This window comes from Sorangium sp. So ce296, from assembly GCF_051529605.1.
In the GTDB taxonomy this organism is placed as follows: domain Bacteria; phylum Myxococcota_A; class Polyangia; order Polyangiales; family Polyangiaceae; genus Sorangium; species Sorangium cellulosum_D.
In genome coordinates, this window is the sequence record NZ_CP150325.1 from 8,390,373 (window position 1) to 8,415,076 (window position 24,704).

17 protein-coding genes are annotated in these 24,704 nt (G+C 71.4%); 9 read left to right on the forward strand and 8 right to left on the reverse strand.

The genetic code is table 11. The features are described 5' to 3' along the window. Positions 1-842: 842 nt before the first annotated feature. Positions 843-998 (reverse strand): hypothetical protein, encoded by a 156-nt coding sequence (locus tag WME98_RS30980; protein WP_437945319.1) that lies wholly within the window; start codon positions 996-998, stop codon positions 843-845. Between the two features lie 387 nt (positions 999-1,385). Here WME98_RS30980 and WME98_RS30985 point away from each other — a divergent pair, with 387 nt between their 5' ends. Both WME98_RS30985 and WME98_RS30990 read left to right on the forward strand, forming a co-directional pair. After that, positions 1,386-1,691, forward strand: a complete 306-nt coding sequence (locus tag WME98_RS30985) for a hypothetical protein (RefSeq protein ID WP_437945320.1) — start codon at positions 1,386-1,388, stop codon at positions 1,689-1,691. Between the two features lie 29 nt (positions 1,692-1,720). Next, positions 1,721-2,143, forward strand: coding sequence for a protein-disulfide reductase DsbD domain-containing protein (locus WME98_RS30990; protein ID WP_437945321.1), 423 nt, complete (start codon positions 1,721-1,723; stop codon positions 2,141-2,143). A 238-nt stretch (positions 2,144-2,381) separates the two neighbouring features. On the opposite strand, the gene WME98_RS30995 is transcribed toward WME98_RS30990, so the two are convergent. Next, the gene (locus WME98_RS30995) at positions 2,382-2,537 is read right to left on the reverse strand and encodes a hypothetical protein (RefSeq protein WP_437945322.1); all 156 of its coding nucleotides are present in this window, start codon (positions 2,535-2,537) and stop codon (positions 2,382-2,384) included. 353 nt (positions 2,538-2,890) lie between these two features. On the opposite strand from WME98_RS30995, the gene WME98_RS31000 reads away from it, so the two are divergent. After that, a complete protein-coding gene (locus tag WME98_RS31000) occupies positions 2,891-4,849 on the forward strand; it encodes a multicopper oxidase family protein (protein ID WP_437945323.1) in 1,959 nt (652 codons plus the stop codon). A 264-nt stretch (positions 4,850-5,113) separates the two neighbouring features. Here the strand turns inward: WME98_RS31000 and WME98_RS31005 are convergent, their stop codons facing one another. Together WME98_RS31005 and WME98_RS31010 are read right to left on the reverse strand one after the other, a co-directional pair. After that, positions 5,114-5,884: a 2OG-Fe(II) oxygenase gene (locus WME98_RS31005; RefSeq protein WP_437945324.1), complete on the reverse strand. Its 771-nt coding sequence runs from the start codon at positions 5,882-5,884 to the stop codon at positions 5,114-5,116. Next, a complete protein-coding gene (locus WME98_RS31010; RefSeq protein WP_437945325.1) occupies positions 5,881-7,140 on the reverse strand; it encodes an ATP-grasp domain-containing protein in 1,260 nt (419 codons plus the stop codon). Before WME98_RS31010 ends, WME98_RS31005 begins: the two co-directional genes overlap by 4 nt. 1,207 nt (positions 7,141-8,347) lie before the next feature. Here WME98_RS31010 and WME98_RS31015 point away from each other — a divergent pair. Continuing rightward, the gene (locus WME98_RS31015) at positions 8,348-8,737 is read left to right on the forward strand and encodes a hypothetical protein (protein WP_437945326.1); all 390 of its coding nucleotides are present in this window, start codon (positions 8,348-8,350) and stop codon (positions 8,735-8,737) included. A 123-nt stretch (positions 8,738-8,860) separates the two neighbouring features. On the opposite strand, the gene WME98_RS31020 is transcribed toward WME98_RS31015, so the two are convergent. The 3 genes from WME98_RS31020 to WME98_RS31030 form a co-directional block, all read right to left on the reverse strand. Next, entirely contained in the window at positions 8,861-12,484 is a 3,624-nt protein-coding gene (locus WME98_RS31020) for a serine/threonine-protein kinase (protein ID WP_437945327.1), read from the reverse strand. Between the two features lie 48 nt (positions 12,485-12,532). Further along, positions 12,533-13,882, reverse strand: coding sequence for an IS701 family transposase (locus tag WME98_RS31025; protein ID WP_437945328.1), 1,350 nt, complete (start codon positions 13,880-13,882; stop codon positions 12,533-12,535). Between the two features lie 355 nt (positions 13,883-14,237). Further along, a complete protein-coding gene (locus WME98_RS31030) occupies positions 14,238-15,617 on the reverse strand; it encodes a sigma 54-interacting transcriptional regulator (protein ID WP_437945329.1) in 1,380 nt (459 codons plus the stop codon). 101 nt (positions 15,618-15,718) lie between these two features. Between WME98_RS31030 and WME98_RS31035 the strand changes: the two genes are divergently transcribed. From WME98_RS31035 to WME98_RS31045, 3 genes are all read left to right on the forward strand, one after another. After that, on the forward strand, positions 15,719-18,718 hold the full coding sequence (locus WME98_RS31035) for a CHAT domain-containing tetratricopeptide repeat protein (protein ID WP_437945330.1): 3,000 nt from the start codon (positions 15,719-15,721) through the stop codon (positions 18,716-18,718). A gap of 204 nt (positions 18,719-18,922) precedes the next feature. Further along, complete coding sequence (locus WME98_RS31040; protein WP_437945331.1) at positions 18,923-19,372, forward strand: hypothetical protein; 450 nt, start codon at positions 18,923-18,925, stop codon at positions 19,370-19,372. 81 nt (positions 19,373-19,453) lie between these two features. Next, the gene (locus WME98_RS31045; RefSeq protein WP_437945332.1) at positions 19,454-20,134 is read left to right on the forward strand and encodes a hypothetical protein; all 681 of its coding nucleotides are present in this window, start codon (positions 19,454-19,456) and stop codon (positions 20,132-20,134) included. Between the two features lie 92 nt (positions 20,135-20,226). On the opposite strand, the gene WME98_RS31050 is transcribed toward WME98_RS31045, so the two are convergent. Continuing rightward, positions 20,227-21,639: a PAS domain-containing protein gene (locus WME98_RS31050; protein ID WP_437945333.1), complete on the reverse strand. Its 1,413-nt coding sequence runs from the start codon at positions 21,637-21,639 to the stop codon at positions 20,227-20,229. A 532-nt stretch (positions 21,640-22,171) separates the two neighbouring features. Here WME98_RS31050 and gdhA point away from each other — a divergent pair. Both gdhA and WME98_RS31060 read left to right on the forward strand, forming a co-directional pair. Further along, positions 22,172-23,521, forward strand: a complete 1,350-nt coding sequence (gene gdhA / locus WME98_RS31055) for an NADP-specific glutamate dehydrogenase (RefSeq protein ID WP_437336412.1) — start codon at positions 22,172-22,174, stop codon at positions 23,519-23,521. A 70-nt stretch (positions 23,522-23,591) separates the two neighbouring features. After that, positions 23,592-24,704 carry an ABC transporter substrate-binding protein gene (locus WME98_RS31060; RefSeq protein WP_437945334.1) on the forward strand — a complete coding sequence of 371 codons (1,113 nt, stop codon included), beginning with the start codon at positions 23,592-23,594 and terminating at the stop codon, positions 24,702-24,704.

The window sequence follows — 24,704 nt, forward strand, 5'->3', positions numbered from 1 at the left end:
GGCCTGTCCCTTTCGGACATGGTGCAGGGGCGAGCCTCATGCCGCGCTGCCGTGCCGTCGTCGGATGGCAAAGGGATGGCAAAGCTCGTGCCGCTGGGCTACGTGGGCGTGGGCGTAGACCGAGGCAGTGAAGTGATGCGCAAGCACCCGCGCTCGTTCAAGGCAGGGGGCGGCGGAGCGGAGGCTTGCGTCCCTGCATGCAGCGCCGCGTCTCCCGCACACGCAGGCTCCAGGAGAGGACGGCCACCTCGACGGCGTCGTCAGCGTCATCCTCGCCTCGCCGCACGACCACGGCGTGGACGGCGCCTCGATGATCGACGCCGGCGAGGCCGCGCGGTCGCAGGCCTCGCACCAGGCCGTCTGCGGCGCCCCTCGGCGTACGGCGGCCATGTCGAGGGCTCGCGGACGGCTCGATCGTCGCCACGCTGGACCAGGCGCGCCACGGCGCCGCGACGGACCTCGCCGTGCAGGCGGCGCGGTGCGCGCTGCGGCTCAAGGAGCGCTGGCCGGAGGCGCGGGTCGCCCTGGCCAGCGGGCGCAGCGTGCTCCGCGGGCACCTCCCGCTCGGCGAGGCCGCCGACCGCGCGGGCCGCCTGGTGCACGCCGGCGCCGGCGTCACCGGGCGCGTAGGTAAAAGAAGCCGGATCGCAGCGCGAAGAAGTGTAGCGCAGCAAACCGAAAGGGTGGAACCGCGAGCGTCGTGATGGCTCGGTCCTGGGTCGAAAGAGCGTGGTCCGGGCGGCGCCGAGCGCGCTACGGGGCGCATCGGCGTGCCGTGGGCACACGTGTCCGTCCGTGCGTTGGTCTGGCCGGGGAGGCGCGTCGCGAGACGCTATGCGGCGTCACCGGGCGCCTTGCGGCGCACAACGGTGCTTTTCCAGTACGGTGGCCGCCGCGTGGACGCTGGGAGAGCGTGCTGGAACATCGGTCGGCTCGCTGAGCGCGGAGAGGAAGCGGGCGATGTTCCGGGGCTCGGTGACCATGGCGACGAGCTTCATCCGCCCCTTGCAAGCTGGGCACTGGCCGGCCACCCAGCGCAACCACGTCGTAGCACGGCGCGCCGAGCGCATCTGGGGTGCCGGACCGGCCGCGTGCGTCTTCAGAAGAGGCGCTGCGTCTCCAGGTGACGCACGCAGCCCCGGTCGCTGCCGGCTGCCGGCAGGCCCCTGCCCGCCCACGCACGCCGCCGCGCCGATCGCCACGTCGGCGGCTCGTGGGAGAGACGGTTCGAGCGCCTGGCATGCGAGCTGCACCCGGCAGGGGCAGCGGGTCGAGATGACGCGGCTCTACAAACGGTTCGAGGCACCGCCGGCGAGGGACGTGACCTCTGCGTTTCTCGCCGCGGAGCAGGCAACCTTCATGAGCAAGTAGATCAGGAGTGCACCATGCATGCGCAGAACGCAGGTGCAACACAACCCGTCCCCAGGTCTTCCATCGGACGCGCATGGGACGACATGCAAGTGAGCATTCGCATGTCATACGTCATCCGCAGCACTCGGGACAGGCGCTACGTCGTTGGTGTGCCAGCGACATTCAATGATGGTGACCCTGTCCAGCTTCTGCTGGATATGGTTTCTGTTTCCTCTCAAGTCGAGTGGAATCTGGACCCGGTGTCAGGCCTGATCATGCTCGCGAGCAGCCCCGGACTCGCCTGCCACGGCAACGTGTGCCTGGGCCGGCATGCGCGCTGATATAACGGAAATTCAAAGCACGACGAGGAATGAGGAGAGCCACCACGAAGAAGACTTTCGCCATCGCCGCTCTGTTCGTTGCCGCACTGACCGGGACCGCCGTGGCGGCCGACAGTTATGACCTGTCGGTGAACGCGCCCGCGTCGAAGGTCAACCAGAAGGCCACCGCCAAGTTGTCGGTGCAGACCAAGGGTGACTGGCACATCAACAAGGACTACCCGCACAAGCTCACCCTCGTGCCGCCCGCGGGCGTGAAGATCGAGAAGACGACGCTGACGGCGAAGGAAGCCGCCAAGTTCGACGAGAAGCAGCTCGCCTTCGACGTGACCTACACCGCGGCCAAGGCGGGCAAGGCGGAGATCAATGGCACGCTCAAGTTCGGCACCTGCCAGGGCGAGAGCGTCTGCGTGCCGAAGACCGAGAACATCGTCATCTCCGTCTCCGCCAAGTAGCACCTGCAGGGCGGCGCAACGCGTAGGTAAATCAAGCCGGATCGCAGCGCGAGGAAGTGTAGCGCAGCAAAGCGAAAGAGTGGGACCGCGAGCGTCGTGATGGCTCGGTCCTGGGTCGAAAGAGCATGATCCGGGCGGCGCCGAGCGCGCTACGGGGCGCATCGGCGTGCCGTGGGCACACGTGTCCGTTCGGGCGTTGGTCTGGCCCGGGAGGCGCGTCGCGAGACGTTATGCGGCGTCACCGGGCGCCTTGCAGCGCACAACGGTGCTCTTCCAGTACGGCGGCCGCCGCGTCGGCGCTGGGAGAGCGAGCTGGAACATCGGTCGGCTCGCCGAGCGCGGAGAGGAAGCGGGCGATGTTCCTTGGCTCGGTCACCATGGCGACGAGCTTCATCCACCCCTTGCAAGCTGGGCACTCGAGCACATCGATCGCAAATGTGCGGCGCAAGAGCTCGACGCTCGGCACCCTGGCGGCCGGCGTCGCGCACGAGATCAACAACCCTCGACATGCTCGACCGCCCCACGGTCATCCCATTCATCGGCCGCGCTGGTGGATGGGACTTGACTGGACCGACAGAGCTTAAGTAAAAGGTTAGTTTCAAGCGAAGTCATCCGCGAGCACGGCGGGGGATTGCGGGACCGTGCTCGTCGATGACGAATGCGACGCGCTGCCAGGGCGCGCGCGCTCGCACACGTCCTTTTCACGAAAGGTCACAGGAGATTCTTCTCATGAGCAGCAACGGAAACATGCGTGACACGCGTTCGTCCGGTCTCGCGCTTTCGATCGACCGGCGCAACTTCTTGAGGCTCGGCGCCACGGTGAGCGCGGGTCTCTTCCTACCCGAGGTCCTCGGCTGCGGCTCCGATCCCGTGAGCCCCGGGACGGTCACGCCGCCGAACCCCGAGATCCAGAAGCCCGCCTGGGTCCGCTCCAAGGACGGCGTGCTCGATATCGAGATCACCATCACCGAGACGGATGTGACGGTGGGCGCATACACGTTCAAGACCCGCGCCTATACGGGCCTGACGGTCAACAAGGGCACGGCGAGCTTCACGGGCACCTACACGGGCAAGCTGCCCGGCCCGACCCTCGAGGTCAGCCCCGGGGACACGATCATCATGAAGCTCATGAACAAGCTCCCCAGCGACAACCTCAACGTGGATCCCACCGATTGCGGCATCGCGAACGCGAGCGGCTCGAGCACCACCGGCGGCGATTCGCACCACGTCCCCGGGTTCTCCAACAACACCACGAACATGCACGTCCACGGGCTGCACGTCGATCCCGGGCCGCCCGGAGACGACGTCCTGCTCGAGATCGCTCCCGGCGAATCGTACGATTTCGTCTTCAAGATCCCCAAGGATCTCCCCATGCCGGACGGGACCGTGGCCAATCACCCCGCCGGGACGTACTGGTATCACCCGCACGTGCACCGCTCCACGGCGATCCAGGTCATGGGCGGCATGGCCGGGGCCATTCTCATCCGCGACCCGGCGAACGACGACCTCGACGCCCTCTTCGCGCCCGAGCCGCAGGCGGGTCAGGGCAAGGAGCAGCTCCTCGTCATCGGGGAGTTCATGCTCCAGACGCTGGATACGTGCCCCGGCGCGCCCCGCCTCGCGACGTACAACGAGATCGTCACCGACGCGGACGGGACGACCGATTTCTTCACCGTCAATGGCCAGGTCAACCCGATCATCCGCATGCGCCCGAGCGAGGTGCAGCGCTATCGCCTGATCCACGCCGGCTTCCACCTGCCGCTCGACGTCGCCTTCGTCCGCGTGCCTGACGATCAGGTGGATTCTGCGACGAAGCTGCCGAAGGCAGGGTACACGCCGTTCAGCTACGCCTGCCCGGCGAATAAGCATTTCGACAGCAAGCAGGACCCCGGCTTCCTGGCAGCGCAGAACGCTCTGCGCGCGCAGTCGGTCCCCTACGTGCAGGTCGCCACCGACGGGGTCACCTACCCCAAACCCATATCGATGCCCATGGCCGATGCGGTCTCGGAGGTCGAGTACCTCATCGGGCCGGGGAACCGGGTAGACATCCTCGCCCAGTTCCAGAAGGGCACCTATCAGATGGTGACCCTCGGCTATGATCTCGGCTTCGCTTGCTCCGAGCCGCAGGTCCTCGGCACGATCATCGTCGATGGGGAGCCGGACACCAGCATCGAGATCCCGGCGACGATGAAGACGCCCGCGCTCTACCCGGGCTTCGACGACACGATGAAGCCCGGCAACATGGTCTCGAAGAAGCGCTCGCTCGAGTTCAAGGTGGTGGTCGACAAGGGCGCCACGGGCACCTCGGGCTACCATTTCACGATCGACGGGAAGGAGTTCTGCGAGGGCCGGGTCGATCAGTGCATGGCGACGGGCGCCACCGAGGAGTGGACCGTGAACAACATCCAGAAGAGCGCCTCGCTGCACCCCTTCCACATCCACGTGAACTCGTTCCTGGTGACGTCGCTCAACGGCAAGCCGCCCGCGTATCCCATCTGGCGCGACACGCTGCTCCTGCCCAGGGACGGCTACGACATGGACGGGTTCGGCGGGACGTTCACGTTCCTCTCGCGCTTCCTGCACTTCGAAGGCGCGTACGTGCTGCATTGCCACATGTTGCAGCACGAGGACCTCGGCATGATGCAGCTCATCGACGTGGAAAAGGACGGCATCTGCACGCCGCCCTCGAACATGACCTGCCCCTGAGCCTTCCCCGCCGACACCTCGTCCTCGCTGGTGACCCGGAGCCCCTGCGCGCCTCCGGGTAACCCGACCTCCGCCACCACCGATTCGCCTCCCGTGCGACATCTTGACGCACGGTCTCTGCCGCTCGGCGTATTAGTGCTGCGCTCCGCCATAACCTGGAAGGGAGAAGGTGTGCTTCGGCAGAGCGACCGGCGCTCCGGCGGGCGTGAGTTTTCGGTCATGAGCGCAGCGTGCGGGGATGGAGCAGTTGCCTGCCATGCAAGTTCATGCTCCGGCGTGCGGCGCATCCGAGGGTGCTCGAGCGTCGACCCCCGCAGCCTCGTCGATGAAGGCCTGGTTGCACGTGAAGTCTCGGGTCTCGAGGAAGCCGGCGATGGTCGAGCGACGGGTGGTGCCGGTAACCGGCTCGACCTCGTGGGGCAACAGCGTGGGGCTGAGCGAGAAGATCAAAAGTTCGTTGGCCCGCGGGCGGAGCTCGCCGAGCATGCGTGGCTGGCCCTCACCCCCTTCGGGAGCCGCGTACAGGCGCAGCCGCCCTCCCTCGCCCTCGGCCAGGCTGGAAAGCGAGAGAGTAAACGCGTATTTACCGAGGCCGCGATCGTCATGGAGGCTGAGAAAGTCGCCATCCTGAAAAATCGTCACGTACACATCGCTCATTCGCACGACCTCCTCCCCGACGATCGCCGAAAGCTGGGCCAAGGTGGCCGCCGAGCTCATGTGTCGCTGCACCTCCTGATGAAAGGCCGACGCGCGCTGGGGTTCCCACTTGGAGTAGGCGAACTCGCCTCGCTTGTAGGCGGCCTCGACGCGACGCCGCCGCTCGACGATGTTTTCATTGCTGCGGATCTTGGCCGTGCCGTCGTTGGTCGTGTAGCTCCACTCGCCATCGGGTCCGGGGAGCTCGGCTCGCTCGCAGTGGCGACGCCAGCGCTCGAGTAGCTCGACCGCTAAAAAATCGTGGGTCGTCAGTAAGCGCGCGCTCCTCTCGGGGCGCTGGAGCGGCTCATCTACCGGCCAGACGCGCATGGCAGTCATCGCCGCTCTTCCTTCAACCCGAACACGTCGGCTGCCTCGAGCGCGCGAATGGCCTCGTAGTCAGCTCTGACGACGGCTTCGTCCTGGTGGCTGAGCACGACCAGGGCGGGGATGGACTGTTGATCGATGCACGGTCGCAGCGCATCGCCGAGCCCGGGCTTCCATATGAAGTCGCTGAAGCTCACCAGCGACTCGATGCGCGAAAGGCCGGCCAGTGAGTTCACGGTTCCGGCCTCGAGTGCCGCCACCGCGACGAACCACACGTGTTTGCTCATGGTCATCGGCGCCTCGAAGCGCCGCAAGAAGCCCTGGGGATCACAGAGGCGCTGGGCGTAGGCGCTCGCGTGGCTGTGCCCGAGGGCGGCCTCGATTTCGGCGCAGGAGCCGGTCCCGGCCCCGGCGAGCCGGGCGTTGATCTCGATCAGCATGGGCCCCTGAGCCGTCAGCATGATCTCGCCGAGGACCGGACCCGTCTTGACGTGCAGCGCGTCCAGGCATCGGCGCGAGTAGTGGTACAGCTCTCGCCATGACTCGTGCTGGTCCGGTGAGATCAAGCGAAAGCAGTCGTAAATGGCTCCCCCCAGCGGGCCGGTTCGCTTGACGAATTCGAACACAGCCACCAGCACGTGGTGGCCGTCGAGGCTGACGGTATGCGTCGCGTAGGCCGGCCCCGAGACGAATTGCTGCACCGCCAGCTTCTCGTTAATCTGTCCGCAAAGGTTCCTTTCGCCGAGCAGCGCGCGACAGGCACGCTCGACATCAGCCGGCCCGTGACAGAATGACACCCCATCGGAGCCCGAGCTGTTGATGGGTTTGACGACCACGGGCCACGAGCCGATGCGAGCCGCGCTCTCGAGCCCCTGGGCCACCGTCGTCGCCGCAAAGGTCAGCGGAGCGGGCACGCCCGCGGCGGCGAGGGCCTCCGCGGCCAGATGCTTATCGAGGTAGAGCCGCCGGCCGATCTCCCCGTTCGCTGGTAGGCCCAGCGCCTCGCTCAGCACGTCCGCGAGCCAGATGCTCTCGTGAGCGCCGACGGCCACGAAGGCTGGCGCGAATTCTTCGCGCAGCCGCGCCGCGAGGCCGTCGACGTCACCCGTGAAGACCAGGGCCTCTCGCCACTGCCCCGCCCGGTGAGCGGACAGGTAATCGCGAGGAATCTCACGCATGCTTTGGACGTGCACGCACTCGTAACCAAAGCGCCGAAGCGCGCGCGGCAGGGCTGCGGCTCCAGAGTAGCCGTCAATGAGGATCCCCATCCGTTGGCCCATGATTCGGATTCGTCCCTCCGGGTCCGCCATTTACCCTAGAATGGTCAACAGTCTCGAGAAGCGCGGACTCCTACGTCGACAGGTGCGGAGACGGTGGGGAATCGAACCAGACGGGGCGCCGGTAGTCAATAGACTCTTTGCAGCGCTCGCTGACGGGTCGAGCGCGTGGCTCGTTCCCGTCCCGAAAGTCGCATCTCCGCGTGGCCTCGGCGTGGGGAGACGAGCATCCGTGCAGTAGGAACGGCAGGGCGGAACGTTCCCCGGCGCCGGAGCGCGCCGCAGACGCACCACGGCCGGGGAGCAGGCACACGAGTCCTGACGGCCCGCGCTCCCGATATGCCGCGTCATCGAAGATGTAGGCCACGGCGTCTGATCCCATCTTCCTCAACCGCCTCCTGCGCCGAACGACTGCCGCTCCGCCGCGGGCCGCGCCGCCGAGCGGAGCGAGGCTGCGCGGACCGCCGGCCAGCAACGGCGAGTTAGCCAGCTGTCTCGAGGACTGCGCCCTCCAGAACGCCGCGATCCACGCGCCACGAGCGTCCACATGCCTGGCAGACGAGAGCGCCTTCCACGGCACGGAAGCGCGCCGCGCTGAGGCGAAAGTGCGGACAGGTCATGGGCTGCTCGAACACGGGCGTTCCGGTAAGTTCCGGCCGTTTCGCCGCCGAGGGCGGCTCCGACGTGGCCCAACGCGCGCCCATCGGGCCGCCCTCCGCCGCCGCGTCGGCCGCTGGTCGGGATAGAGGGAGCTTTTGGCCTTGTTGTCGTCCGCCTTGGGAATCCATCCACGCGGCGGCGGGTCGTTGGCGATGATGCGCGCCGGATGGGTCGCGAGCGCGAGTATCCGGTGAATGACCATTCGCCATGGCTCGACGCGAAGAAAGCTCCACCGAATAAGGCGACCGCGCCGGCCACGTCGACACGTCACCGGAAAGCTACGTCGCCGCCGAAGGGCGCCTCTCAGGCGCTGGAACCTGCAGGGGCGACGTCGCGGACGCCTCGCTGGCGTGATGCCCCCCGCCTCGCCCGCGGCCTCTCCTCGCGTCGGGGCGGCGGCGCGGGACGCCCGGTGCCCTGTCGGGCGGTGGAATGCCCGTTGCCAGGAGGGTGCCTGGTGCGACACAACGGCGACACCACCCGCGCCGGAGCGCCGGCCGCGGGCAGCCATCCACCTGCTTATCCGCGGAGAGATCTCATGCGCCGAAGCCTGATCCCGATGCTCCTCTCGTGCCTCGCCCTCGCGGCCGCCGCTTGTTCGAGCACACCGCCACAGCCCGTCGAGACCCCGACGGGGACATCGTCCGCCGAGACGCCCCCGAATGCGGGGCCGGAGGCGGTGCCGAGCTCCCGCGAGGCCTCCGAGGAGGACGATCTCTGCTCGGACCAGCAGCCGACAGGCGACCCGCCGGTCTGCCCGCCGGGCTGCATCTGGAGCGGCCCCAAGCAGAAGTGCATCCAGGATCGCGGCGTGATCGTCGACCAGCGCCCAGAAGAGCCGGTGCGCGACCCGCGCCCCGCGCCGACGTTGGTCCCGAAGCCAGCGCCGACGTCGATCCAGCCGCCAGCGTCGACGCCGCCGAAGTGACCCGCGCGCGCCCCGGTCAGGCCGAGATCGGCGCCGTCCGCCGCGCCGGCGAACGACGGCTCCTGGGACCGTGAGCGCCTGGGGCTCGAGAGGTCGGGCGCCGAGGGCGGCGCGGCCGCGGCCTCACCCCGACGCCGGCGCCGGCTCGGACGGGAGCGTCGGCTCCAACACCGCCCGCGTCGCAGCGACCCACGCGCGCGCCTCGTCCATCAGCACCAGCGTGAGCGGGCGCAACGTCACGCCCGATCCTGCCGCCTCCGCGATCGCCGCCTCGATGGCCTCGGCCCCGACCTCGCCCCGCCGCGCCACGAAGAGCAGCTCCCAGAGCCGCGCCCCGAGGGCGAGGTCGCGGTCGCCTCGCGCCTCGGCGACCTCGCGGGCCGCCCGGGCGTCGGCGAGCGCCTCGGCGGAGCGGCCGGCCAGGGCCAGGATCTCCGCGCGCCGCAGCAGCGTGAGCGCCTGGCGACGGTCGCGGTGGGCGCGCTGCAGCGCCTCGGCCTCGTCGGCGGCGGAGAGCGCGCCGGCGAGATCGCCGGTGCGGCGGAGCGCGTCCGCGCGCAGCGACAGCGCGCTCGCGCGCAGCGCCGGATCCCCCGCCTCGGCCGCGAGCTCGGCCGTGCGGCCGGCCGTCTCCGCCGCCTCGGCCGCGCGACCCTCCCGCAGCAGGAAGGCGGCGAGGTTCGTGAGCACGAGGCGGAGCTGGCCGCGCATGCCCTCCGCCTCGGCCCGCGCGGCGAGGCGGCCAAGCCGGTCGATCGCGGCGCCGAGCCGGCCGCGCTCCGCCTCGAGCACCGCGAGATCGGCCTCGATGTGCAGCCGGTGCCAGCTCGACCCGAGCGCGGTCGCGATGGTGAGCGCGCGCGTGAGGTCCTCCTCGGCCAGCGCGAGGTCGCGGTGGTTCGAGGCGTAGTTCAGCTCGAAGCGCAGCACGCGCGCCCCGAACTCCAGCGCGGCGCCGGCGCGCGACGCGAGCGCCACCGCCTCGCCCGCCAGCGCGAGGGCCCGCTCCGGCGCGGCGACGCCGGCGAGCGCCATGCGCGCCTCGCAGCGGAGCGCCAGGTCGGGCTGGGCGTCGGCGTCGGCGAGCAGCACCGGATCGTCGTAGCCCTCCTCCCGCAGCCCCCGCGCCACCTCCAGCCGACAGAGCCGGCGGCGCAGCGACACCGCCGCGCAGCGAGGGGGGAACACGGCCGCGCGCGCGTCGAGCGCGTCGAGCCGCCGCCGGGCCTCCTCGAGCTTCCTGCCGCGCAGGAGGGCGCGCACCGCCTCGATCTCGAAGGCCGCGCGCTCGTCCGGGTCCTCGGCGAGCGCGGCGAGGCGGTCGCCGAACTCCACCGCCTCGACGAACAGGCCCGAGGCCAGCGCGGCCTCCATGGCCCGGCCGAGCCAGCGCCGCGCCTCCGGGGCCGCGCCCAGGCGCTCGTAGCCCGTGGCGAGGAACGCGGCGTCCGCGGCGGCGGTGGGGCCGCGCGCGATGGCGTCGAGCAGCGCGCGGTGCAGGCGGCGCAGCCAGGGCCGCGGCCGCGCGAGGTTGAGCACGGCCTGGCGCACCATCTCCTGCGCGAAGCCGTGCCCCTGCCCGTCGCTCGCGGCGACGAGGATGCCCGCATCGACGAGGGCGAGCAACGCGACCTCCAGCGCGTCCTCGTCGCCGTCGATCACCTCGGCGAGCACATCGGCGCCGAGGCCGCCGCCATAGAGCGCGACCGCGGCGAGCGCGCGCAGGGCGAGCCGCCCGGCGTCGCTCGCCGGATCGAGGTAGCCGGCGAGGCGCGCGGACACGAGGTCGGCGACGCCGGGGACGCCGCGGTCGAGGGCGTCCGGCGCCGCGACGTCCCAGGCGCCGGAGCGGTGGACGAGCGCGCCGGTCTCGCGCCAGGCGACGAGCGCGTGAACGATGAAGAAGGGCACGCCGCCCGCGCCGCGCACCACCGCGCGCTCGAGCGCGGGCGCGACCGGGAGCGTGGCCTGGACGAGGCGGGCGGCGTCCTCGTCGCCGAGCGGGCCCAGGGCGACGTGCCGGGCGCCGGGGCGGGTGCGCCCGCGCAGCTCGGCGAGCAGGGCGCGCAGCGGCGGCGGAGGGTTCGGCTCGTCGCGCGCGGCCGCGAGGACGAGGAGGCGCGGCGCCGCGCCGGGGCGGGCGCTCGCCGCGCCTGCGCGCGCGCCGACGCGCTCGAGCACGAGCCGCAGCAGGATGAGGGTGGGCGCGTCGGCCCACTGCAGGTCGTCGATGGCGAGCAGCAGCGGCGCCTCGACGCTCGCCCAGAGCAAGGCGTCCTCGACGGCTTCCATCGCGGCGGCCGCGTCCGGCGCGCCCGGGAGCACGCTCGGCGACAGCGCCCGCTCGATGGTGTCCTGCAGCAGCCCGAACGCGGAGGCGGCCTCGGGCGGGAGCGCCTCCAGGGCGCGGAGCAGCGGCCGGAGGGGGCTCTTCCGCTCCGGTGAGCAGGCGGCGCGGAGCACGCGGGCGTCGCCGATGCCGGCGCGCTCGACGGCAGCGGCGAGCAGCCGGGTACGGCCGATGCCGAGCGGGCCTGTGATCACCGCGGCGCGGACGGCGCCCTCCTGCACCTCCGCGGCGAGGCGGGCGAGCACCTCGAGGGCGTCGCTGCGGCCGACCAGCGCGGCGTGTGTGCAGGGCTCGGGCGGGCCTCCGGCCTCGCTCGTCCGGATGGCGCCCGGCGCGGCGGGGAGGGTGACGTCGTGCGGCAGGGCGGCGGTCGGCAGGTCGCGCCGGGCGGGCTCCGCGCCCGGGGAGCCGCGCCCGACGCGGATCGTCGGCGGCGGGCGCTCGCTCGTGGAGAGGGCGAGCGCCCGCTCGAGCTCGCGCGCGACCCACTCGGCGTGGCGCGGGCGCGCGCCGGGATCCGGCTCGAGCAGGAGCGCGGTGAGGCGCGCGAGCGGCTCGAGCACGGGCGCGCCGGGCGGCAAGAGCGCGTCGAGCCGGGGCGGGCGCCGCCGGTCGAGGAGGGCCTCCAGCCCGCCCACGGCGTCGACCGGGAGCATGCCGGTGCACAGGCGGAAGAGCGTGGCGCCGAGGGCGTAGAGGTCGGTGCCGGGCGACGCGGCGCCCCCGAGGAGCCGCTCCGGCGCCATGTAACCGGGGGAGCCGAAGAGCGGCCGCTCGACCGCGCCCGCGGGCACGACGGAGGGGTCGTCGACGACGATGCCGAAGTCGATGAGCTTGTACGCGGGGCGCGCCGCGGAGCCTCGGCCCGCGGACGGCGGCTCCGGCGGCGCCGCGCGCTCGACGATGTTGCTCGGCTTGACGTCGTGGTGCACGAGGCCAGCGTCGTGGACGGCGGAGAGCGCCCAGGCGACGGCCAGCGCGGCCTCGGCGGCGTCTCGAGGGCTCAGGCACCCGGCCTGCTCCAGGCGGCGATCGAGGCTGAGGCCGGCGACGTGCTCCATGGCGAGCCCGACCGCGCCCCAGGCGTCGTCGCGGTGCAGGGCGTAGAAGCGGACGATGTTGGGGTGCTCGACCCGGCAGAGGGCGCGCGCCTCGTCGAGGATGGCGTCGCGCCAGGACGTGGCCGCGGGCGAGGCCGGGGCGATGCCGTCCGGCAGGAAGAAGAGCTTGACCGCGGCGTCGCGGAGCTTGCGGCCGTCGTAGATCTCCTCGGCCAGCCACACGGGGGCGAAGCCGCCGCGCCCCAGCTGGCGGATCAGCCGGAAGGGGCCGAGCCAGCGCTCCGCGTCGGGGCGCTGGAGGTAAACGGACGCGGCGGAGGAGGCGGAGGACGGCATCCGGGCCGGGTGCAATGCTAGTCTCGACTTGGGCACAGCTGCCCGAAGTCAGGCAGCAGTGTCCAAGCACGCCAGCAGCGGCGCCAGACGTTTCTTCAACGTCGGAGCGTTTGCGTCGGGCTCAAAAAGTCGCTCAGCCCACGAGGCACGCCGCAGTGTCGCGAGCATGTCGGAGAAGGCAGGCAAGGTCTTGGAGGGCGAGCTCTTCGGCGAGTACCAGGGCGCTTTGGTCGGTTGCGCCGAGCGGAGCGCGCAGCCGCTTCGGGCGTACCAGAGCACCACGAGCGTGTAGAGGAGCAAGGTGAACGGGGCGGTTCGCTCGACGGCGTGCTCGGTCCTGGAGCGCGGCTGCTCAAGGCCGAGCTTGCCCTTGGTCTCCTGGAAGGTGGTCTCGAGCGACCAGCGCGTGGCGTAGTGCTCGATGATGTTCTTGGGGGCCATGGTCGGGTCGGTGCTGAGCAGCACGTCGTCCTTGGCGTGGCCCGGAAAGCCGCGCACCACCACAAGGCGCACCGGCTTGGAGTGGGCCACGGCGTACCAGAGCGCGTCGAGGGTCATGACCTTGACGGTGACGACCCGGTGGTAGGCGCTGACCTCGACCCGCTGCCAGCGCGCCTTGGCTGCGTCGGCCTGGGCGGCCGGTGATGGCAGCCTCATGCCTCGCACTCTCGGCCGCCCCATCTGGCCGCCGCGGCGGGCAGGCGCCGGTGCGTAGAGGGCCGCGTCGAGTCGCGCGCGGCCGACGAAGGTGACGTTGCTGGGGCGAGCCCGGACGACCGAGCGATTGGTGTAGGCCGCATCTCCGACGACGAGCAGGCGCCGGTGCGGCAGCTGCTCGGCCAGCAGTGCGATGAGCTCAGCCGCAAGCTCGGTGGTGCGGCGATGCGCGCGCCCCTGCTGCTGGCACAGCTTCTCGCTGCGGTAGAGCCGGAACAGCACCGGCAAGCACCACGTCTTGTGGAACAGCTGCACGATGATGCCCAGCACCACCCAAACGTGCCCCCAATGGAACGCCACGCGCGTGGCGGTCGACAGCAGCGGGTCGCGATGCATCGACGCAGCGGCGATCTTCTTGCCCGTGTGACGACCGAGCGTGTCGTCGACCGCGGCCACAAGCGGCTGGTCGCGCTCGACCAGCGCATCGACCGCGCGCACCAAGGTCAGCCCCAGCGCGTCGCGCTCCCAGATGGACTTGGAAAAGAAGCGATGGAAGCTGCGGATCTGCTTCCAGCCCATGGCGTTGGCAGCACGCACCGCGGAGGTGACCGTATGGCGGCCGAGCGCCAGCACCCAGCCGCACGCCATCGTCAGGAAAGTGTGGAAGGTAGGTGCGGTGAAGTGCGGCTCGAGCACTTGCAGCAGCGCGAGGAAGCTGGGAACGATCACGACGTCCGGCACGGGAACCTCTGGTGGGGCTGGTGTGTGGCAACTCCTCCTTCGCCAAAGCGCGACCGTGCCGGAAGTCTTTGTCGGCGTACAATTGGTTGTTTTTACAAGGAAATCGCCGCTGCGTGGGCGCAAGGGGCAGCGTCCAAGTGCGGCGTAGCTGACGCTACCGCCCACCACGCACGGCAGCATCCGGCCAGAGCCGCCTCCGTGCATCGTGGCCCTGCTCGCGAGCGCCGCGTGCGCCAGAATTGATCCCCTTTCGCGTTGCCGCGCCGGTGCGGCGCTTGCAGCGCGAGGACCGCGGCCACCACGAGAAAAGTGCCCAAGTCGAGACTAGCGCGAGTCGAGCCGTCCGCGGGCGCCGCTACCCGGCCGCGTCCCCGCCCTCGCCGCTCCCCTCTGCGTCCCCGCGCAGGCCGTGGCGCTTCATGGCGCGCTGGATGAATTTGCGGTTCACCCGCGCGAGCTCCGCCGCGCGCGACACGTTGCCGCCCGTCTGCCGGAGCGCGGCGTCCAGGTACGCCTTCTCGTACGCCTCGGCCACGCGCTCGCGGCCCGCGAGCAGCGGCTCGTTCAGGTCCACCGCGGGCTCGCCCGGCGCGCCGGGCTCCGGCGCCGCCGCGTGCGCCGGACGACCGCCCGCGCCGCCGGCGGGCCCCAGCGAGAGCGCCCGGGCCACCGCGTTGCGCAGCTCGCGGACGTTGCCAGGCCACGAGCGCGACGCGAGCCCCGCCACCACCTCCTCGGAGAGCGGCGGGGGCGACCCGGAGCGGGGGCGCAGCTCCTGCTCGAAGTGGCGCACGAGCTGCGGGATGTCGCCCTGCCGCTCGCGGAGCGGCGGCAGCGCGACCTGGATGACCGCGAGGCGGTAATAGAGATCCTCGCGGAACTTTCCGCGCTCCACCTCGCGGGCGAGGTTCCGGTTCGTGGCGGCGACGATGCGCACGTCCACCCGCCGCGGCACGTTCGCCCCCACCCGCCTCACCTCGCGGCGCTCGAGGGCGCGCAGGAGCTTGGGCTGGAGATCGAGCGGCAGCTCGCCGATCTCGTCGAGGAACAGGGTGCCGCCGTCCGCCGCCTCGAAGGCGCCGGGGCGATCGGCGAACGCGCCCGTGAACGCGCCCCGCACGTGGCCGAACAGCTCGCTCTCGATCAGGGTGGCGCTCACCGCCGAGCAGTCGAAGACCACGAACGCTGCGCCCTGGCGCGGGCTCTCCTCGTGCACCGCCTCGGCGACGAGCTCCTTGCCCGTGCCGGTCTCGCCCTCGACGAGCACGGTGGCGTCCGTGGCCGCGACCCGCTCCAGCACCGCGAACAGCCGGCGCATGGCCACGCTGCGCCCGAGCATGCCGCCGAAGCGCTCGCGCTGGGAGAGCGGCAGCTCGACGACGTCGCTCAGCATGCGCAGCCGCATCGTGGTGCCGCCGATCGAGATCGCCGCGTCGGGGCGGGCGTAGGCGTCCCGCACCTCCACGCCGTCGACCGCCGTCCCGTTGCGGCTGCCGGCGTCGATCACGCGGATGCGCTCGTCCTCGACGCGCACGACGAGGTGCAGGCGGCTGACCGTGGGGTCCTTGAGGACGAGATCGCATTCCCGGCCGAGGCCGACGCGCGCCTCCGGCCCCGGGAGCTCCGCGACGAGCCCCCGATCCGGACCGTGCACGACCTCGACGCGGATCTTGCGTGAGGCGAGCCTGAACGCGCTGCCGTCGCGCTCCAGCGGCTGGGTGAGCTCCTGTGCCACGGCGTGAGTATAGGCGGGAAGCGCATCCCCAGCCTGGGGATCGCCCGCGGCCCCCGCGGCCGCGACGCGATCGCGGGCACCGGGTTATCCTCCGCAGCCTCATGGCCAGGACGCGATGGACACCGTGGCTCCGCGGCGCGCTCGCCGCGCTCTGCACGGCGGTAGTGGCCCCGGCCCCGGTCGAGGCGCAGTCCCAGCCCCTGTGGGTCCCGCCGAGGACGGCGCTGCCGTCGCCCGAGGACGAGCGGCTGGACGGCGCCCTGGACCACGAGCTCTGGGAGCTGACGGCGCAGGGGAGGTACTTCGAGGCGCTCTCCGCCGCCGAGCGGCTCCTCGAGCTGCGCCAGCGCGTGCTCGGGCCGGAGCACCTGCAGACCGCGCTCGCCGCGATCTGGGCGGCGAGCCATTCCCGGAGGGTCGCGGAGTACCACAAGGCAGCGTCCCTGCTGGAGCGCGTCCTCGCCCTCCTGGAGCGGGAGCGCATCCCGGGCGATCTGCTCTTCGCCGAGGTGGGGGCCCTCGCGCTCGTGTACCGCGAGATGGGCGACTTCCGGCGCGCGGAAGCGCTCTACCGGCGCCTCCTGGCCGAGCACGCGCTGGTGGGGAGCAGCGGCGACGACGCGCTCCGTGGGCTGGCAGCCCTGGCCAAGGCCCAGGGGGATCTCGACAGGGCCGCGTTGCTCTACGAGCGCCTCCTCGCGGCACAAGAGAAGGAGAACGCCAGGAACAGGAGCGAAGGGGCGAAGCTCGACAGCCACGAGCTCGGCGCCGCGCTGGACAACGTCGCGGAGGTCTACCGGCTCCAGGGGTCCCATCCCAGAGCCGAAGCGCTCTTTCGGCGCGCCGTGAGCATCCTGGAGAGATGGAGCGGCGGGCCGGAGCTCTCCCTGGCCACGTGCCTCGACCACCAGGCGCTCCTCTACCAGGACATGGGGGACGACGCGCGCGCCGAGCCGCTCTTCCAGCGGGCGCTCGCGATCCGTGAGAAGGAGCTCGGGCCGACGCACCCCGACGTCGCCGAGCCCCTGGCGCACCTCGCCGCGCTGTACCGGGACAGGAAGCAGTACGGCCGCGCCGAAGCGACGTTCCGGCGCGCGCTCTCCCTCCTCCAGCAGGCCCTGGGACCCGAGCACCCGCGCGTCGCCGAGTGCGAGGGAGCCCTCGAGGGGCTCGCCCTCGCCCAGGGCAAGCTGCGGGAGGCCCTGACCCTGCGGCTCGCCGCCGTCTCCGCCGAGGATCGGCACCTCACGCGCCTGCTCACCAGCGGCGCCGAGCGCGAGAAGCGCGCCTTCCTCGGCAGGCTCGAGCCCTCGACGAGCGCGGCGATCTCGCTCCACGCGATCTCCGCCCCGAAGAACGCCGAAGCGGCGGCGCTCGCGCTCACGACCGTCCTCCGCCGCAAGGCGCGCGCCCTCGACGCGATGGCGGACAGCCTGGCCAGCCTGCGCAGGAGCATGACCAGGCAGGATCAGGCCCTGCTCGACCGGCTCGGTGAGATCGACGCCGAGCTGAGCGCCCGCGCGTACCGCGACCCCGCCGGGCAGCGCGCGCGCGTGCAGGCGCTCGAGGAGGAGCGCGAGGGCGTCGAGGCCGAGGTGAGCCGGCGGAGCGCCGCCTTCCGGGCGGAGCAGCGCCCCGTGCTCCTCGCCGAGGTGCAGGCGGCGATCCCGGAGGACGCGGCGCTGATCGAGCTCTTCGCCTACCGGCCCTCCCAGCCCCGGGCCACGCAACGCGACCGGCTGGGCGAGCCCCGTTACGTCGCCTACGTCCTTCGACGGAAGGGGGGGCCCGCCTTCGCCGACCTCGGCGAGGTGAAGCCGATCGACGCGGCCGTGGAGGAGCTGCGCCGCGCCCTGTCCGACCCGTCGCGCGACCCCACGCGCCTCGCGCGCGGCCTGGACGCCCAGCTCATGGCCAAGGTGCGCCCGCTCCTTGGCCCAGCCCGGAAGCTCCTGATCAGCCCCGACGGCGCGCTGAGCCTGCTGCCCTTCGGCGCGCTCATCGACGAGGACCAGAGATCCCTGCTGGAGCGCTACGAGATCACGTACCTCACCACCGGACGCGATCTCCTCCGGCTCACGGCGCCCGCCGAGCCGGGGCAGGAGCTCGTCGTGATCGCCGATCCGGCCTTCGACGGCGGCGCGCCGGCGCCGCGTTCCGGCAAGGAGCCCTGCAGCTGGGATTGCCAGGCGCAGCGCGGCGTCGATCTGTCGAGGCTCAGGTTCCTGCCGCTCCCGGGCACCGCGAAGGAGGCGGCCGAGGTCGGCGCGAAGCTCACGGGCGCGCGGGTGCTCACGGGCGCGAGCGCGACCGAGGGCGCCGTGAAGGGCCTCGCCAGGCCGCGCATCCTCCACATCGCGACCCACGGCTTCTTCCTGCCCGCTGCCTCTGCCCCGGCGCCGGCCCGCCATGGGCTCGATGCGGTCGCTCGCGCGGCCGTGGCCGCGTCCGTGTCCGAGGTGGACAGCGCCCTCCTGCGCTCGGGGCTGGCGTTCGCGGGCGCGAACCTCCGCGAGAGCGGCGGCGACGACGGCGTGCTGACGGCGGCCGAGGTCTCCGGGCTCGACCTGTCCGGTACGCAGCTCGTCGTGCTCTCCGCGTGCGACACGGGCGTCGGTGAGCCGAGCCACGGCGAAGGGGTGCAAGGGCTCCGCCGCGCGCTGGTCATCGCGGGGGCGGAGACCCAGGTGATGAGCCTCTGGCGCATCGGCGACCAGGCCACGCGCCACCTGATGACGGCCTATTACGACCGGCTGGTCTCCGGGCGAGCGCGCAGCGGCGCCCTGCGGGAGGCCCAGCTGTCGCTGAAGGGGCAACCGGACACCGCGCACCCGTTCTACTGGGCAGCGTTCATCGTGTCCGGGAACGGTGGCCCGCTCCGCGGAGGTCCGCTCCTCCGCGCGGCCCCGAAGCCGCAGACCGACCCGGTGGAGCCGGTGCGGCGAGGACCGAGGGGGTGCGCCTGCGAGGTCCAGGGCGGAGCGGCCGGCGGCGCGCCGCGGCTCGACCTCGCCGCTGGCCTCGCCGCCGGCCTCGCCGCGGCCGCACGTCGGCGACGCGCCGGCTCGAGGGCGGCGAGGCGCTCCGCGAACGCCGGGTGAGCCCTGGTGCCCCCGCGCTGTCGCGCCGGCGGGGGACGGCGGGGCCCGGGGTGCCCCCGCGCTGTCGCACCGCCCTGCGAATACCGCGGAAATTGGCGGACTGCGCCCTTGGCCCGGCGCGTGCTGAAGAGTCTGGCGAGTCCGGCGTCGCGACATTGCGACGGACTCGACAACCATCAAAGGGGATTCGCCATGAACCTTCTCGTGAAAAGCACCCTCGTCGTCGCCTCCGCCCTCGCCCTCGGTGCCATCACGCTGCCCGCCGCGGCCCGCAGCTCCGTCGGTTTCCTCGGGCGCGCCCAGAACCCCGCCGACGCGGGGTGCTTCGGCGAGATTTACGGCAGCACGGTCAACAACTGCAGCACCACGAAGCTCCTGATCATCCCGGTGACCATGGATCCGGGGCCCTTCAACAACTACTTGAACGCGACCGTCACCGCGTATGCGCCCAACGCGACCGGGCTTGTGCAGTGCGCGTCGTTCGGGATCGACAGGGCGTCGGGGGGATACTGGGGAGGCCAATACCAGAACCTGCCCGCGTTCGGCTCGCGGCAGGACATCGTGCTGCCTGGGGCGTTCTTCTACCCCGACGGCGCGGCCTATGTCGGATGCTACGTCGGCCCCGGCGGGCAGGTGAACCAGGTCCGTTACTGAGATCGACGGCGTGCGCCGCGGGAGCCGGGGGGGGCTCCCGCGGCTTTGCTCGGGCCGGCTGGCCGCGCAATGGAGGGAGTCATGGGCATGAAGCGGATAGGGCAGGTTCTTACCGCGCTCGCGGTGATCGGCGCCGTGACGATGTTCGGCGTCGAGCGGCGGCGCCAAAAGGCCCAGGAGGCCGAGCTCGCGCGCATGCGCGCCGCGATGGGCGAGCTCTCGCGCGACCTGGAGGAGGCGCGCGGCGGCACCGCGAGCGCCGAGTCGGTGCGGCGGCTGGAGCGCCGTCTGGAGGCCGCCGCCCGGCCGAGCGCCGCGCCGCGGCCTGCGTCCGGGGAGGAGGCCGAAACGTCGGGGCAGCCCGACGACGAGGAGGGCGAGAGCCCCGCGCCGGCCGAGCCGCGCCCGGTCGATATGGCCGCGGTGAGCGCGCGGATCCAGGACGCATTCGCGCAGCAGGGGACCGACGCGCAATGGACCGCGCGCGCGAGCCAGACGGCGCGCGAGAAGCTGAGCTCGGCCCTCCCCGAGCGATCGTCGCTGCGCACGCTGGAGTGCCGCAGCTCGATGTGCCGCATCGAGACGGAGCACGACGACATGGCGCAGATGCAGCAGTTCATGCAGGAGGCGTTCATGGATCCGCAGAAGAGGCCCTGGAACGGCGGGTTCTTCGCGATGCCCGTGAGCGATCCGGACACCGGCAAGGTGGTGGTCGTGTCCTACCTCGCGCGCGAGGACGAGGCGCTGCCGATGCCGCTGTGATCCGACCGGCGCCCCCCGCCACGTGCCGGACCCTGCTCGCCGGCCGGGCGCGGACGGGCCCGCGACATCACCGCTCCCCCGGGGGGGCCACCTTATCTCGATCTCGCTGCGACGATCCGGTAGGACAGGCGGCCGAGCGCATACTCGAGCCCGCGCTCGAGGCTGCCGCGCGTCGTGATGCGTCCGAGGTCGACGTCGAGCCCGACCAGGGTCTGCGCCGCGGCGGGCCCCATGCCCACGAGCACGCTCTCGCAGCCGAGCAATGCCGCGGCCTGCACGGTGCGCAGCAGGGCCTCGGCGGCCATGGTGTCGACGAGCGGGACGCCCGTCACGTCGATGATCACGAAGCGCGCGGAAGCGTCGCTGATCGCGGCGAGGACGCTCTCGGTGACCTGCGCGGCCCGCTCCTGGTTCAGCGCGCCGACGAGCGGCAGGAGCAAGACGCCCTGCCAGATGCGCACGACCGGCACCGCGAGCTTTTCGAGCAGCGTGCGCTGGGCCTCGATGATGCCGAGCTGCGCGCGATTTTCAGCCTCGAGCCGCTCGGCCGCGACGAGCTTGCCCTTCATGTTCGTGATGTCCGTGATGATGCCGCAGAGCCCGACCACCTGCCCGGCGTCGTCGCGCACGGGGTACTTGCGTGTCCACATCGTCCGCTCGACGCGGTCGCCGCCGGTGACCACCTCCTGGTTCTCGTCGGGCTCGCCCGTGTTCACGACGAGATCGTCGTGCTTCCAGAAGACCGCGACCTGCTCGGCGGGCCAGAACCCCGTGTCGTCCTTGCCGATGAGCTCCTCCCGCGGGTGCCCGATGAGCTTGCAATACCCCTCGTTGACGGCGACCCAGCGATGCGCCCGGTTCTTGACGAAGATCGGATCGGGCAGGGTATCGATGATGCGCTGGAGCAGCTCGACGCGGTGCCAGGTGAAGGGATCGACAGGGAGGCTGGTCATTGCAACTCGCGCACCCCCGCTGGAAACATCCGCTTTCTTCATACCAAGGAACGCCCGGCGGCTCAAGGGCTGCTCCGGCCGCCGGGCAACTCCGGCGTCGCGCTCACCGCGCTCGAGGGGGGCTGGGCCGCCAGGTGCCGTGGAACCCGAATGGCACGCGGTGCGGCAAGCGGGCGACCGCGACGGGTCCAGCGGTGAGGCCCATGGCATCGAACACCAGATCCGTGGAAACTCCGCCACGAGATCGTCGAGGTAGTCACGCCGGAACCCGGCGCCTGCGTCCGCCAGGTGGAAGGTCCAGCGGCACAGGCGCGCGGCCATCGCCTCGGGGTCGCCGGGGCGGCCCTCGGCGTCGGGCAGGCCGGGCGCAGCCTCCGATTGCATGACGTAGGCCACGATGGTGTCGCCGTCGTCCCAGGCATTCATCACATGGAACATGTGGCAGGCGTCGGTGTTGAACCAGCGCGGCGCGCCGGCCGCGTTCCCGCGCTGCATCACGCCGACGTGGGTCCGCAAGCTCGCGTCCCAGGCCAGCAGCGGCTTGCCGCGCATGGCGCGTTCCACGCTGAGCGTCAGCGGCGTGACGGGAAAGAGCACATGGCCGCGATGTCGTGCTCCTCGCGGAGCGGTGCGTAGTTGCCGGTAAAGAAATGAGGATTCTTCTGCATTTTTGCGTTCACGTGAGGCCTTCGGGGTTCAATTCATTCAGGAAGTCGACGAGGCGTCGCGTCGTGCGATGGCTGCGAGAGGGTCAAGCGGTTTTCTCTGGGGTCGGCGCTCGCCGTCGTTCAGGCCCACGGCCACACCGGCCAGCAGGGCGCTGCCTGCTGGCGAAGCGCGCAGCCTCGATGGCCCGGCTCCGGAGCGGCGCCGAACGGAGGATGTAAGTGGTGATCTGGATCACCACTGTCCTAGGAATCCATTCGACGCGTCGCGCAGTCAGCCGCCTTCTCCTGGAAGTTACATCGTATCAACAATTTGACGCCGATACTGCCCCTCTGGGCGAGCTGCATACTCCGAATCATCAGGTGCGATGGCGACGACGACTGCACCGCGCGCTGCGCCGGTGTATACCACCCGCGACATGGTGCATTTGGACGAGAAAGTTGAGCCCCTTTTCGCGCAAATCGTTCGCCGCAACCCCGGCGAATCGGAGTTCCACCAGGCGGTCCGTGAGGTCCTGGAGTCCCTCGGCCCGGTGCTCTCGAAGCACCCCGAGCTGACGCGGCAGAAGATCATCGAGCGCATCTGTGAGCCCGAGCGCCAGGTGATCTTCCGCGTGCCGTGGGTCGACGACCGCGGCGAGGTGCAGCTGAACCGCGGCTTCCGTGTGCAGGTGAACAGCGCGCTCGGTCCTTACAAGGGCGGCATCCGCTTCCACCCGACGGTCTACCTCGGGACCATCAAGTTCCTCGGGTTCGAACAGGTCTTCAAGAACGCGCTCACCGGGATGCCGATCGGCGGCGCCAAGGGCGGCGCGGACTTCGACCCCAAGGGGAAGTCCGAAGGCGAGATCATGCGCTTCTGCCAGAGCTTCATGACCGAGCTCCACCGCCACCTCGGCGAGTACACCGACGTGCCGGCGGGCGACATCGGCGTGGGCGAGCGCGAGCTCGGGTACATGTTCGGGCAGTACAAGCGCCTGACGAACCGCTACGAGTCGGGCGTGCTCACCGGCAAGGGCCTCGCGTGGGGCGGCTCGCTGGTGCGCAAGGAGGCGACCGGCTACGGCGCCGTCTACTTCGTCGCCGACATGCTGCGGGCGCGCGGCGAGAAGCTCGCGGACAAGACGTGCGTGGTGTCGGGCTCGGGCAACGTCGCGATCTACGCCATCCAGAAGCTGGAGCAGCTCGGGGCCCGCGTCATCGCGTGCTCGGACTCGAGCGGTTACGTGCACGACCCCGACGGCATCGATCTCGCGCTGCTCAAGCAGGTGAAGGAGGTCGAACGCGCTCGCATCAGCGAGTACGCGACGCGGCGCGGCCGGCGCTCGCGCTTCGCGCCGGGCGGCAACGTCTGGGAGGTGCCGTGCCAGATCGCCCTCCCCTGCGCGACGCAGAACGAGCTGACCGCGCGCGACGCGGCGACGCTGGTGAAGAACGGCTGTCGCGCCGTCGCCGAGGGCGCGAACATGCCCACCACGCCCGAGGGCGTGCGCGTTTTCCTCGAGTCGGGGGTGGCGTTCGGCCCCGGCAAGGCGGCGAACGCCGGCGGCGTGGCGACCTCGGCGCTCGAGATGCAGCAGAACGCGAGTCGCGACTCGTGGTCGTTCGAGCACACCGAGAAGCGGCTCGCCGAGATCATGACGAACATTCATCGCACGTGCTACGACACGGCAGAGGAGCTCGGCGTGTCGGGCAACTATGTGGTTGGCGCGAACGTCGCGGGGTTCCTGCGGGTCGCACGCGCCATGATCGCGCTCGGCGTGATCTGACGGCTGGCCGCGAGGGACAGAAGACCGCGCACGAGGCGACAAGAAATCGTCGCAGGGGAGACGCCGACGCATGGATACGCCGCTGTCGCTGCCTGGAGAGGAGCGGGCTGACGGCTCATCCATCCAGATCGGCGCTCTCGTTCCGCTGACTCGGCCCGGCTGGGTCGAGGCAGGCCGGCACTTGCTCGCTGGGCTCGAGCTGGCCGCCCGCGAGGTCAATGACGCCGGCGGGATCGCCGGAAGGCCGCTCGAGCTGGTGGTCCGAGACACCGCGGCCGATCCAGAGAGGGCCGCGGCGGCGGTCGATGAGCTGGCTCGCCTTGGCGTGACTGCCCTGGCGGGGGAGTATCACAGCGTCGTCGCTCGCGCGGCTGCCGCCAGGGCCGACGCCCTCGGCCTGCCGTTCCTCTGCTCGTCAGCGGTCCTCGACGCGCTCACCGAGCAGCCGACGGAATGGGTCGCGCGCCTCGCCCCGGCGCAGTCCCACGGCTGGCGGATCTACGCGAGCTTCCTCCTCGACGCGGGCCACAGGCGCATCGCCGTAGCCGCCGATCCGAGCGTCTACTGGGCGTCTGGGGCCCGCGTCCTGCGGGACTACCTCGCTCCACGCGGCGGCAGCGTCATGGAGCTCGACATGCGCGCGCGCGCCCCCGCGGCCGTGTGCGACGCGCTCGTCGACCATCGCGCGACAGCCCTCCTTCTTCTTGTCGGCTACCCGGAGCCGGCGGTGTCGCTCGTCAAGTCTGTCCGTCGCGACCGGCGCCTCGCCGGGATCATGATAGGTGCTCCGGCCGGGCAACCGGAGTTCGCCGAATGGGCGACGTTGCTGGGCGGCGACGGCGCCGCGATCCCGTTCTTGCGCTACCTGCCCGAGCGCCTCAGCCCGCTCGGCGCTCGAGTCGAGACGGCCCTGCGCGAGCGGCTGGCCGAAGCGCCCTCCTTCGTCGCCTTCGAGGGCTACGACACGGTCGCCGTCCTCGCCGATGTGCTGCGTTCTCACGGCGCGGACCGGGCGCGCGTCGCCGGATCCTGGGCGCGCGTCGCGGTCGAAGGCACCCGCGGGCAGGTCCGGTTCTCCCGCACGCCGGGCGTCAACGTCTGGCAATGGGCTTGGCCGCCGGTCCAAGTCGTCGATCGAGATCCGGCGGAACCCGGTCGCCTCCGGATCCTTCACGCCGGCTGA

Bases quoted from the DNA above. Each gene is read 5' to 3' on its own strand.
- WME98_RS31005 (WP_437945324.1), bottom strand. From the start codon at position 5,884: ATGACTGCCATGCGCGTCTGGCCGGTAGATGAGCCGCTCCAGCGCCCC.
- WME98_RS31010 (WP_437945325.1), bottom strand. From the start codon at position 7,140: ATGGGGATCCTCATTGACGGCTACTCTGGAGCCGCAGCCCTGCCGCGC.
- WME98_RS30980 (WP_437945319.1), bottom strand. From the start codon at position 998: ATGAAGCTCGTCGCCATGGTCACCGAGCCCCGGAACATCGCCCGCTTC.
- WME98_RS31020 (WP_437945327.1), bottom strand. From the start codon at position 12,484: ATGCCGTCCTCCGCCTCCTCCGCCGCGTCCGTTTACCTCCAGCGCCCC.
- WME98_RS31000 (WP_437945323.1), top strand. From the start codon at position 2,891: ATGCGTGACACGCGTTCGTCCGGTCTCGCGCTTTCGATCGACCGGCGC.
- WME98_RS31015 (WP_437945326.1), top strand. From the start codon at position 8,348: ATGCGCCGAAGCCTGATCCCGATGCTCCTCTCGTGCCTCGCCCTCGCG.
- WME98_RS31035 (WP_437945330.1), top strand. From the start codon at position 15,719: ATGGCCAGGACGCGATGGACACCGTGGCTCCGCGGCGCGCTCGCCGCG.
- WME98_RS30990 (WP_437945321.1), top strand. From the start codon at position 1,721: ATGAGGAGAGCCACCACGAAGAAGACTTTCGCCATCGCCGCTCTGTTC.
- gdhA (WP_437336412.1), top strand. From the start codon at position 22,172: ATGGTGCATTTGGACGAGAAAGTTGAGCCCCTTTTCGCGCAAATCGTT.
- WME98_RS31060 (WP_437945334.1), top strand. From the start codon at position 23,592: ATGGATACGCCGCTGTCGCTGCCTGGAGAGGAGCGGGCTGACGGCTCA.
- WME98_RS30995 (WP_437945322.1), bottom strand. From the start codon at position 2,537: ATGAAGCTCGTCGCCATGGTGACCGAGCCAAGGAACATCGCCCGCTTC.
- WME98_RS31045 (WP_437945332.1), top strand. From the start codon at position 19,454: ATGGGCATGAAGCGGATAGGGCAGGTTCTTACCGCGCTCGCGGTGATC.
- WME98_RS30985 (WP_437945320.1), top strand. From the start codon at position 1,386: ATGCATGCGCAGAACGCAGGTGCAACACAACCCGTCCCCAGGTCTTCC.
- WME98_RS31050 (WP_437945333.1), bottom strand. From the start codon at position 21,639: ATGCGCGGCAAGCCGCTGCTGGCCTGGGACGCGAGCTTGCGGACCCAC.